Annotated in this window: 8 protein-coding genes, 1 tRNA gene and 1 pseudogene; 5 read left to right on the top strand and 5 right to left on the bottom strand. The window is 38.1% G+C overall.

The genetic code is table 11. The features are described from left to right. Positions 1 to 249: 249 nt before the first annotated feature. The 4 genes from dps to CXF89_RS04735 all read right to left on the bottom strand — a co-directional run bounded on the left by dps (position 250) and on the right by CXF89_RS04735 (position 4,101). Positions 250 to 774, bottom strand: coding sequence for a DNA starvation/stationary phase protection protein Dps (gene dps, locus CXF89_RS04750; RefSeq protein ID WP_010553097.1), 525 nt, complete (start codon positions 772 to 774; stop codon positions 250 to 252). A gap of 235 nt (positions 775 to 1,009) precedes the next feature. Beyond that, the gene (locus CXF89_RS04745; RefSeq protein ID WP_121953954.1) at positions 1,010 to 1,378 is read right to left on the bottom strand and encodes a DUF2237 family protein; all 369 of its coding nucleotides are present in this window, start codon (positions 1,376 to 1,378) and stop codon (positions 1,010 to 1,012) included. Between the two features lie 136 nt (positions 1,379 to 1,514). Beyond that, on the bottom strand, positions 1,515 to 3,383 hold the full coding sequence (gene gss / locus CXF89_RS04740) for a bifunctional glutathionylspermidine amidase/synthase (RefSeq protein WP_121953953.1): 1,869 nt from the start codon (positions 3,381 to 3,383) through the stop codon (positions 1,515 to 1,517). Between the two features lie 331 nt (positions 3,384 to 3,714). Next, on the bottom strand, positions 3,715 to 4,101 hold the full coding sequence (locus tag CXF89_RS04735; RefSeq protein WP_007581468.1) for a hypothetical protein: 387 nt from the start codon (positions 4,099 to 4,101) through the stop codon (positions 3,715 to 3,717). A 371-nt stretch (positions 4,102 to 4,472) separates the two neighbouring features. Here CXF89_RS04735 and CXF89_RS04730 point away from each other — a divergent pair. From CXF89_RS04730 to CXF89_RS04720, 3 genes and pseudogenes are all read left to right on the top strand, one after another. Next, positions 4,473 to 5,298: pseudogene (locus CXF89_RS04730) on the top strand (mechanosensitive ion channel family protein). A 243-nt stretch (positions 5,299 to 5,541) separates the two neighbouring features. Further along, positions 5,542 to 7,614 (top strand): catalase, encoded by a 2,073-nt coding sequence (locus tag CXF89_RS04725; RefSeq protein WP_121953952.1) that lies wholly within the window; start codon positions 5,542 to 5,544, stop codon positions 7,612 to 7,614. A gap of 140 nt (positions 7,615 to 7,754) precedes the next feature. Further along, positions 7,755 to 8,228: a VOC family protein gene (locus tag CXF89_RS04720; protein WP_121953951.1), complete on the top strand. Its 474-nt coding sequence runs from the start codon at positions 7,755 to 7,757 to the stop codon at positions 8,226 to 8,228. A gap of 218 nt (positions 8,229 to 8,446) precedes the next feature. On the opposite strand, the gene CXF89_RS04715 is transcribed toward CXF89_RS04720, so the two are convergent. Then, a tRNA-Leu gene (locus CXF89_RS04715) sits at positions 8,447 to 8,531 on the bottom strand. A 392-nt stretch (positions 8,532 to 8,923) separates the two neighbouring features. Between CXF89_RS04715 and CXF89_RS04710 the strand changes: the two genes are divergently transcribed. Together CXF89_RS04710 and CXF89_RS04700 are read left to right on the top strand one after the other, a co-directional pair. Next, the gene (locus tag CXF89_RS04710; RefSeq protein ID WP_121953950.1) at positions 8,924 to 9,913 is read left to right on the top strand and encodes a fatty acid desaturase; all 990 of its coding nucleotides are present in this window, start codon (positions 8,924 to 8,926) and stop codon (positions 9,911 to 9,913) included. A 400-nt stretch (positions 9,914 to 10,313) separates the two neighbouring features. Further along, on the top strand, positions 10,314 to 11,606 hold the full coding sequence (locus CXF89_RS04700; protein WP_121953948.1) for an amidohydrolase: 1,293 nt from the start codon (positions 10,314 to 10,316) through the stop codon (positions 11,604 to 11,606). Positions 11,607 to 11,640 lie beyond the last annotated feature (34 nt).

Genomic DNA, 11,640 nt, shown 5'->3' with positions numbered 1-11,640 from the left:
TGATGTTAAAATAATGAGATGTTCATTAAAGGTTGGGTATGGCTTATAAATTTGCGAAATAGTAAGGAGTATAAAATCATTAAATTTTATTTTGGTTATTTGTTTTGGTAATACCAATTTTCTATTGTTTTTATATGAATTTTGTATTAGAGCTTACTGATACATATCTATATATGATTATAAATAGAGTGATTTTTACGCAAAAAAAAGCCCAGCATATTAATGCTGGGCTTTCTTAGATTAAATATATTAGCTTTTTAACTCGCCTGTAGATGATTCTAAATGGGCTCTAATAAACCACTGAAATTGCTCTAGGTCAGCTAGTTGGCTGGTGATCATATCTTCAGACACCGGATCTAATTCAGAAAGAGTCTCAATTGCTTTGCGGTGATCGCCATTAACGCCGTTGTATACTTTATCAAGTGCGGCTAAATGCTCGGTTACTAACCCTTTACCTACTGAGTATTCGTTCCATGTACGACGATCTACAATTGATTTAGGCGTACCAACAGGCACTCCACCAAGAGTCGCAATTCGCTCTGCAATTGTATCTGTCATTTCGCGCACAATGTCTACTTGTGGGTCTATCATTTCGTGTACGCCAATAAAGTTAGGTCCCACTACGTTCCAGTGAATATGCTTTAAAGTAAGCTGTAAATCTATCAATGCAACCATGCGGTTATCTAGCGTAGCTATTGTTTTTTGAGCTGATTCGTCACTCATACCTGGCGCGGTAAATTTAGTTGTTTTGTTTGATTCGTTATTGTTACTCATAATTTCTCCTACTTAAGTAATGTGTTGCTCATATAATATGTTGCGTTATGAGCATGACTTAAACTTAGTGAAGCAACTGTTATGCCGTAAGCTGATTGTTTTTAAAAGTGATTTAAAAACATGTGGTTATGTTTTTATTTAAGATTTCAGAGGCTGGAGGGGGGATTGGATTTTTGAAAAGCCTGCATACATTTGTAAAATCTGCAGACTTTAATTTAATAACGCTTAAGTGTATTTAAACTTTGGCTATATATTCGTGCGCTTTTAAAACATCGAGCGGCACTATTTCTAATGATTTTTTATTTGTAGCTTCAAGTACCACTGGTGGCGCAACGTTTGCTGAAATAGCATGAAGCCATCTTAGCGCACACAAGCACCATTTATCACCGGCTTTTAAACCTTCAAAATCGTAAAGAGGGTTTGGGCTTATTAAGTCGTTACCTTGTGATTTTGAAAATTGTAAAAACTCGTCAGTCATAATTGCACACACACTGTGATTGCCAAGATCTGATTCTGGTACATAACAAAATCCTTCACGTGTGTAGCCACCATTACCGCAACATAGTTTTAAACGTGTGCCAAGTACATTAAATTGATTCGCCATGAAATACCTTAGTTTGTGGTGTTTAATAAATTTACTCTATCAGGAGTAACTCGCTTGAGATAGCTATAAAACTTAAAAGAGGGAAGGGGGTCTACACAAACTTAAGCCCGCAGCAAAATTGCGGGCTTAGTATTATTTATTTAATACGCAGTGCCATACAATCGCTATGGCCGTTTATGATCATGCTTTTATCAACACGTACGCCACCACCAGAGTATTTTCCGGCGGCTGTAAAACTACATATTTGTACAAAGTAGTCATCTACTTTAGGCAGTGCAAATAGTTGTTGGTATATTTGGTCTTGCTCGGCAAAGTGCCCCATTGTTTTTTCTATAACTTGCTGCTGTTTATCAACAAGTTGAATATTAGCACCACAACGTCCTACTATTGGTTTAACTACATAACCGGTTTGTAATAACTCGTCGTTAAGCTCAAACGCGGTATTAAGTAAATATTTATGATTAGGGAATAAACTCCACAGTATTGGTAAAATAGCCTTGTTACTAGGAATTAATGTCCACAGCGGTTCAAATACCATCACGTTTTTACGCAGCAGTACATCGACTAAGCGTGGCGTTTCACCAATTTTGAATTGTGGTTCAAAGTTATCACCTAATGATTGGTCGGCTTCACATTCTTCACGAATTTGATCAAGTGCGGTTTCCCACGACCAGGTTTTCCACACGTAACTCAGTTGTGCGCCATCTGCATCTACTATGTTGCCTGATTCATTCCAGCGAAGTGTGCTTAAGCCAATTACTAACTTACACTCAAAGCCAGCGGCTTCAATAGCTTCTTTCATAAATAATGCGTGGTAATGCTCTTCTGGTTCATCATCTTGCAGAATATGAACAAGACCTTTTACTTCACTTTTACGCCATGCTTTTACGAGATCTTTAAATAAATTTTGGCCTGCATCTACACCTGTTTTAACACCAAAGTGTTTTGCCCATTTACCCTGAACTTTGCCGCTTTCCATGTAACACGATGCCGAATCGCAATTATATTCGTAAACTTTTAAACCTGCTGCTGTTAAAGCAAAGTCAAACCGACTGGTAATTAATTGGTTTAAGCGGTTATCCCACGATTGGCGAATTTTATTAATCACAACATCGGGTAAATTAAACTTTTTTAATAACTCAGGGTGCTGCAGTACATAGTCGGTTGCATGCATAAATAAGCCATGCAGCTCATTTGTTGCATGCTCAATGCTTTGCTGCGCCGTTTGAGATATCGCAAAGTAATTATGTTGATCCTCAGCTACTGATGTAAGTTTATGGCCTTGCATCATTTCTACGTAGGCAGCTTCATCGTCATTCGCAATATTTAACCATGATTTGTTTGCTTGGCCTGTATCTACTGCTTTATGGGCTTCTATAATAAATAAATCAGTGTTTAGCTCAGACGTTGGCTCAGCATATTCTGTTTCATCAGTTTGTGTCATCCAGCCTAAAATAGTGGCGTCGCTGTAAGAGCACTCAATCCAATAGTCGCCATCTTTAGTTACTTTTGCTTTTAGCTCACGACACCAGCTTTGATTTGTTGGCCATATTTGATGTCCTACATTTTGCTCAGCAAGGCGTATTTTATCTTCATATACTTCAACAACGACAGCAACATGACCTGTTTCTTCAAACTCGCCGCCTTCTTCCCAAATAAGTAAGCTACCTACCTGAGGATGATGTTTAGCACCGTTTTTAAACGCGTTTAGTGGCAGTCTGTTTTGACTATTTACATCGCGCACAGAACGCAGCTCAAAAATATCGTAAGCCATAGCAATATCATCAAAAATATAACCATGGTTGAGATACATCCATCGCCGTGCAAATTCAACGCATTGCCATTTATAGCCCATGTAAATGCCATCAAGGTAACTACGATAGGCGCTACGATTAGGATAAATGCTTTCGTCAGCCGTATCATAATCAGATGAATACACAGCAACATTACCAGGTGCATAACCTAATAAGGTACCAAAATCACTAGCAGGATCAGAAGATTTCATAAACAAAGATGTTCAAAATAAAGGTGTGATAATTTGCTGACTATATGAGCGAAACTGCGTTATAGCAAGATATAAAATATGTTTTTACGAAGGGGGATAAGTAAAAAATTACTCATTCATTAAAGAGTGAAAATACGGGAGAGTACTTTTACTAATAGTGTTAGGCTTGGTGCTTTTTTGACTTGTAACTGGTTGAAATTTATTGATATTTTTGAATTGATTATTATTGTTTAAATCTCAACTAAAAAATGGAGAAGCTATAGGTAACTTCTCCACTTTTATTATTCATATTTAGTGATTTTTATAATGTTTAAAGCAGGTTAACGCGCTGCTAAATCATTTCAGCATCTATATGGCGTATTAGGTTTGATACCCAATTAACATATTGACGGTGAATTTTTTTGCCGTTGTAGTTTAAGTTAATAGAGTCTTTATAGTTGATTGAGTATGCCGTTTTGTCATACGCAATATCGACAGTTAATTGGTGTGTTCGAATATCCAGTACACCTTTTATTTTACCTTCACTCATAGGCGTACACTTCCAACCAAGCTGAATACATGCCTTTAGAATACCTTTTTCTACGTCAGCTTCACTGTTGGTAATTGTTGATGTTTGCGGAATAGGGTTTTGTTCAAAGTCTCTTACTGCAACAGATGTTGAACAACCAGCAAGTACAGTAAGTGCTGCCGCTGTAAGTAAAATTGAGTACTTTTTCATAATAATCCTTTGTTTTAATTTCATCCAATTGTGTTGTCTCGCCAATATATGCGCGCTTAGGTGAGATTATCGGTAAATTTATAGATGAGTGCCAGCAATAATTAGAAAATTAAAAGAGTTAACTGAGATTTATATCGGGCATTAACTTTATTTATGAACTAGTTAAAGTTGAATTATTTAAGCTATAAACCAAGGGTCAAAGCAAAATTATGTGTTGAAAGATTTACGTGAGCGATGACATGTTTTGAGGGGAACGCTCTTTCTTTATGTTTTAAATTACTCCTATAGTCGTACTTTAGTTAATTTTTTGTTAAACTATTGCGCTTAGTATGGATTGAAGCCAGTTAAAAGTTTTTAAAACAGGAAAAACAATGGAAGACATAATAAACAACATTGATATTAATCAATATTTACCCGCTGCAATTACGTGGGCAACCAACATATTACTGGCGATTGCAATTTTACTTGCGGGCTTATGGTTGGCAGGCAAAGTACGCAATTTAATTATTGGCTTATGCCATAAATACACTCATCTTGATGATACGCTTTTTAGGCAGCATGGCTCGCTACATCATATTAGCGTTCGTTATTATTGCTGTATTAAATCGCTTTGGTGTACAAACAGCCTCTATTATTGCTTTGCTAGGTGCTGCGGGACTTGCTATAGGCTTGGCGTTACAAGGTGCAATGTCGAACCTTGCCGCGGGCGTTATATTGCTAATATTTAGACCTTATAAAGTGAATGACTTTATTGAGGCTGCAGGGCGTTTTGGTAAAGTAACAGAAGTAGATATGTTTACTACTATTTTACAAACGTTCGATAACCAACAGGTTATTATCCCAAATAGTCAAATTTGGGGCGCGCAAATTATAAACCATTCACATCATCCAATTCGTGGTGTGGATATGCATTTTGGTGTTGCTTACGGTGAAGATACAACGGCTGTACGTAAAGTTATAGATGCCGTACTTGCAGCGCACCCACACATACTAAAAGATCCAGCTCCTTTTGTTGAAGTAGAAACTCTTAACAACAGCTCAGTAGACTTTTTAGTAAGACCTTTTTGTAAGGGCGAGCATTACTTCGATATTCTTTACACTGTGCCAGAGTTAATTAAAAAAGCACTAGATGAAAATAATATTGAAATACCTTTCCCACATCGTAAAGTTATTTTAGTTAACGAAAGCAAAGATTAACTAAATTTAAAACGATTTAAACCTAAGAGCACTTTTTAAGTGCTCTTTTTTTGTCTGAAAAAGTTACATACCTGTGTAACCTTTTCTTTTATAAACCACTTCAAATACTACATTGTTATCTGTACAGCCCTTTTTTGCTAGGTTGGATGGCTGGTCTTTATTTTGCATTTGCATAGTCGCTTTTAGCTTTAAAGCTCATAAAAACTATTGACCCATTAAATCAAACTGTATGAAGGACTAAACATGGCTGAATCATTTAAATACTCAGGTAATAAAGGGCATGGCGGCGAATTGCATCAAAAAGCGTCGGATGAACACCCTACCATGACCACCGCGCAGGGCTGCCCTGTAAGTGACGATCAAAACTCATTACGTGCAGGAAAGCGTGGCCCAGGATTATTAGAAGATCACATAATGCGCGAGAAGATCTTTCACTTTGATCATGAACGCATTCCTGAGCGTGTAGTGCACGCTAGAGGCTATGGTGCACACGGATATTTTGAAACTTACGACACGCTTGAAGATTTAACCTGTGCAAATATTTTTCAGCGAAAAGGTGAAAAAACCCCAGTATTTACTCGTTTCTCTACAGTTGCAGGTAATAAAGGGTCTCCAGATTTAGCACGTGATGTACGTGGTTTTGCGGTGAAATTTTATACTCAAGAAGGAAACTGGGATTTAGTGGGTAACAATATACCGGTATTCTTTATTCAAGATGCTATGAAGTTTCCAGATTTAGTTCATTCAGCTAAAGCCGAGCCAGATCGTGGTTTTCCGCAAGCGCAAACAGCACATGATAACTTTTGGGATTTTGTGAGCTTATCGCCTGAGTCAATGCACATGGTTATGTGGGCAATGTCTGATAGAGCTATTCCGCGCTCTTTACGCTTTATGGAAGGTTTTGGCGTTCATACCTTTAAATTTATTAATGCCAAAGGTGATGAAAAATACGTTAAGTTTCACTGGAAACCAAAAGGCGGCATGCAATCAGTTGTGTGGAACGAGGCGCTTAAATTAAATGGCGCAGACCCTGATTTTCATCGCAGAGATATGTGGGAATCTATTGGTAACGGCGACTTCCCTGAGTGGGAGCTAGGTGTACAGGTGTTTGATCAGCAATTTGCTGATGAATTTGAATTTGATGTATTCGATGCCACCAAGCTTATACCTGAAGAGCAAGTACCAGTGCAAATTGTTGGCCGTATGGTGCTTGACCGTGTTGTAGACAACTTTTTTGCAGAAACAGAGCAAGTAGCATTTTGTACTCAAAACATTGTACCAGGGCTCGATTTTACACCCGACCCGCTACTGCAAGGTCGTAACTTTTCATACTTAGATACTCAAACTAAGCGTTTAGGTGGTCCTAACTTTACGCATATTCCGATCAATGCGCCTAAATGCCCAATGCGTCATTTTCAGCAAGATGGCCACATGGCAATGCATAATCCAAAAGGGCGTGTTAATTACGAACCAAACTCATGGAGCGGCGACGAAAACAACCCGCGCGAATGCCCAGTACACGGCTTTAAAAGCTCAAGCGAGCCTGAAGTAAGCGGCGGTGATAAACTGCGTTATCGCTCAGAAACATTCAGCGATCATTACAGTCAAGCTCGTCAGTTTTATTTAAGCCAAACAGAGGTAGAGCAGGCGCATATTCAATCTGCGTACGTGTTCGAGCTTTCTAAAGTTGAGCATTTACCAATACGAGAGCGTTTGGTATCGCACTTGTTAAATATTGACGAAACTCTCGCAAATAAAGTTGCCGAAGGACTTGGCTTGCAAGAAATGCCAGATCCAGCTGAAGCTGCTATGCCAACACGTAAAGACTTACCTGTATCTGATGCATTAAGTATTTTGAAAAATGCGCCCAACACCTTCAAAGGCCGTAAATTAGGCATTTTAGTAAGTGATGGCTTTAATGCAGAAATTTTTGAATCGGTTACCAATGCACTTAAAAGTGAAGGCGCAAACTTTGAAATTATTGCCCCACAAGTTGGCGGTGCCAAATGCAGTAAAGGTAAGCACTTTAAAGCTGATCAGGTTATTAATGGTGGTCCATCGGTTTTATACGATGCGGTACTTGTGCTCACCACTGAAGAGGGAGCCGAAAAACTAGCAGCTATTGCAGAAGCTAAAGACTTTGTAAGTGATGCGTATGCACATATGAAATACATAGGTTTTACAAGTAAGGCTAAGCCATTATTTAAAGCCGCAGGGCTCGATGACAAAGCTGATGATGGCTGGATTGATTTAGCTACCGTATCGGGCGAGGCATTTATAGAGTCATTACGTAATTTACGTTTTTGGCAGCGCTAAGTATTTATTAGAGCTATTATTTAATTTATATATTGTTTTAAGGTCAGTCAATCTGACCTTTATTTAAAAACTTTAGTGCCTATTACAGACAGCATTTAAATCAGTTTTAATAACATGGATTCAACAGCGAGGTGATCACTATGTCAGTTTCGGCAATACCAAAAGGGTTTCATTCAGTTACACCTTATTTAATTATGAATGACGCACAAAAAGCGATAGATTTTTATTGTGATGCATTTAGTGCTGAACACGTAATGCAAATGCCTTTACCTGATGGTGGAATAGCCCATGCAGAAATAATAATTGGTGATTCGCATATTATGCTTTCAGATATTGGTTCTGAAGAACATTTAAAAAGCCCAAAAGAACTAGGTGGTACAGCGCTAAGCCTTATGCTTTATGTTGAAGATGTTGATACCGTATTTAAAAAAGCAATTGAGCTTGGTGCAACACTAATAAGACCCGTACATGATCAGTTTTATGGTGATAGGACCGGCACGATACAAGACCCATTTGGTCATATATGGATCATTGGTACACACAAAGAAGATGTTAGTGACGAAGAGTTAAATAATCGAATAGGAGATATAACAAATCAAGAGCAAGACGCATAACTAGCGTGCTTATTAGATTTTGTCCCTTCCTAAGATATGTTGATGGCTTTAATGGGAGGCCTGTGGCTTTTGCTTCAGCTCATCTAGGTTTTGCCTTGTTATCGAAACCGTTTTCTTAACTCAAAATAGCTCACTTAATTAAGCGAATTGGTACAAATTACTAGTTAAATTTTAGGCATAAAAAAACCTCAGCCAATAATTAGCTGAGGTTCAAAAAGTGGTACCAGCGGCCGGACTCGAACCGGCACTCCTTTCGGAAGGGGATTTTGAATCCCCCATGTCTACCAATTTCATCACGCTGGCATAATTTTTCTTTAATTTTTTAAGCATAAAAAGATAAAGAAAAACCACTTAAAATAAAAAGGATACTTATATACCTCTTATTCTGTATCCGCATTATACAAACAAAAGAGGGGGCGGCAAGCCTTTTCTTTTATTTGCATAAACAACTGGTTGATAATTAATCGTTTATAGCAAGGATACTCCACAGGTAAATTTTTTAAGTCTTTTTGGGCTGATATATAAAGCGAATATTTTGGGTTATGAGTGCTATTAAATTTGTTATGCGATTGAATAAATAAGCAATTGAACTATTGATAATAGTTAATCGTATTACAATAATTATTCCTGCTTTATCCCGATGTTGCGATCAATTCAGGTATTATTTGTACAACAAGGTTTTTAAGACATTATATATGACTCAATTAAGTGCCAAACAGAACATTCAATCGATTGTGAAAGCAATTAAGGCAGAGGAAGCATCACTTCGTCAAAAGCACCCATTACTTGCACATCAAAATACCTTAGGGTTAATTATTTTATTGCTATCGCTTAGCGCATTAATTGGTGTTGGTGTTTTATATTATTTAGGCATCATACCTGCTTGGGTATGTATAGTACTTGCGGCTATTGCAGCGTCTATTTCCCATGAGTTAGAGCACGACCTCATACATAAACAATACTTTAGTAATCAGCCTTTCATGCATAATTTTATGATGCTAACAGTATGGTTAATGCGGCCAAATACTATTAGCCCATGGTACCGACGTAAAATGCATTTACACCATCACAAAACCTCAGGCACACAACAAGACCTAGAAGAACGCTTGGTGGGTAACGGTATTAAAAATCCATTTTTACGTGCGCTAGTTATTGTAGATGGGTTATTAGGGTTAGTTATTTCTACGAAACGTTTTAGAAAAGAAATTAATGGCTTTAGTTTTTCGAGTGTTTTTAATGCGGGGTTTCCGATAGCGACTGCGTATTTTGCTGTTTTATACAGCGTTATTGTATTTCATATCGTTGACTTATTTATACCACTTTCGCTAAATTCACCTAGCTGGTTGTTAAGTACAATGAATGTGTTTGAATTTTTAATGGTTGTGCTCATTGTGCCTAATATTATTCGCTCAAGCTCGCTTAATTTTGTTACATCAAGCATGCATTACTATGGTGGCGTTAATAACATGCTTGAACAAACTCATGTACTAACGAGCCGTTTATTTATGCCGTTTAACTTGTTTTGCTTTAACTTTGGTAAAACGCATACTATCCACCATTTTGTGCCAAATCAGCCGTTTTATTTACGTCAAATGCTAAGTGAAAAAATACTTAAAGTAATGGCGCAACACAACGTGCGCTTTAACGATTTTGACAGCATAAAAAATGCTAACGCATTTAAATAATTACCCCAACATAAGGGGAGGTTCTACATTGCTATTCTTATTTTATAGTTTGAATAGCAATTATGTACCAAGCCTATTACTCGTTAACTTCTTCTATCCACCACCGCGCTTATTAAAACTCACTTTACGTGCGTTGGTTGACTATTCAATGCCATTTTTAAATCAATAAAAACAAAAATGGTAGGCTTAATTAGCGCTAAATCTTCAAACTAAAAATAGGTAAAACCAGTGAAAAGTGAAGTGGCCCCTCATAGTTGGGCATCTAGCTTAAATGGGATTGATTATTGTAGAGCCTTCAGTAATAGTGGTTATAGAGCGAACTAATTATGTTCTCAATAATACATAAGGGCTCGTGCTCATCAATATTATAAAACCAATAAATATAATAAGGACAAACAGGATGAAAAAATCACTAATTTCAATAGCGCTAGGCTTTGCTGCCCTTAGTGCGCTCAATGCCAATGCAAACATTGATCAGCAAGTTAAAAAGATAGAGCAACAGGTTATTGATTGGCGACGTGATTTTCATCAAAACCCTGAGCTTGGAAATCGCGAAACCCGCACAGCAGGTATTGTCGCTAAGCACTTAAAGTCGCTGGGTATGGAGGTACAAACAGGGATTGCTTATACAGGTGTTGTGGGGCTATTAAAAGGTGCAAAGCCTGGCCCGACAGTAATGCTACGCGCAGATATGGACGCGCTGCCCGTTACTGAAAAAGCCGATGTTGATTTTAAATCAACTAAAACCACTAATTACCGTGGTGTAGATGTAGGCATAATGCATGCTTGTGGGCACGACACGCACGTGGCTATGCTAATGGGCGCTGCACAAGTGCTTGCAAACATGAAAGATGAGCTACACGGTAATATTATGTTTGTATTTCAGCCTGCAGAAGAAGGCGCACCTGAGGGGGAAGAGGGTGGCGCTGAGTTAATGCTTAAAGAAGGCATATTTAAACAATACAAACCAGAAGCTGCTTTTGGGTTACACATAACATCTAGTTTGCACAGCGGTAAAATTGGTTATAGAAGTGGCCCTGCAATGGCCAGTGCAGATCGATTTGAAATAACAGTACATGGCAAGCAGGCACACGGCTCTGCACCGTGGACTGGGGTTGACCCCATTGCCGCAGCTGCGCAAATAGTAACTGGCGTTAATCATATTGTTAGTCGCCAAATTAATATTACCAAAGAGCCCGCTATTGTCTCGTTTGGAAAAATAGCGGGAGGCGTACGCAATAATATTATTCCTGAAGAAGTAGAAATGGTGGGTACAATTCGTAACTTTGATATGGATAATCGTGCACAAATATTTGAAAAAATAAAAACCACAGCCACGCACATTGCTAAATCCTCAGGTGCTACTGCAGAGGTACACATTCACGAAGGTTATCCGGTAACGATTAATAACCCAGAGCTAACCGCGCAAATGTTACCTAGTCTTAAAAAAGCAGCGGGTAATGATAACGTAGTTGAAATGGGAAAAATAACCGGCGCAGAAGACTTTTCGTTTTACGCATTAGAAGTGCCGAGTGTATTTGTGTTTTTAGGCGGTACACCCAGTGAGCAAGATTTAAATACAGTGGCTAGTAATCACTCCCCTTATTTTTATGCCGACGAATCATCGTTTAAAGTAGGCACTAAGGCGCTTAGTCTATTAGCCATTGATTATTTAAACGCACATAAAAAATAATTTAGGCGCACCACGTTACGCTATTAGCTTAACG

Origin of the sequence: Pseudoalteromonas sp. MelDa3 (assembly GCF_002863625.1) — a bacterium.
Taxonomy (GTDB): Bacteria; Pseudomonadota; Gammaproteobacteria; order Enterobacterales; family Alteromonadaceae; genus Pseudoalteromonas; species Pseudoalteromonas arctica.
The sequence above is the reverse complement of the archived record's forward strand: the minus strand, read 5'-3'. Positions and strand labels throughout refer to the sequence as shown.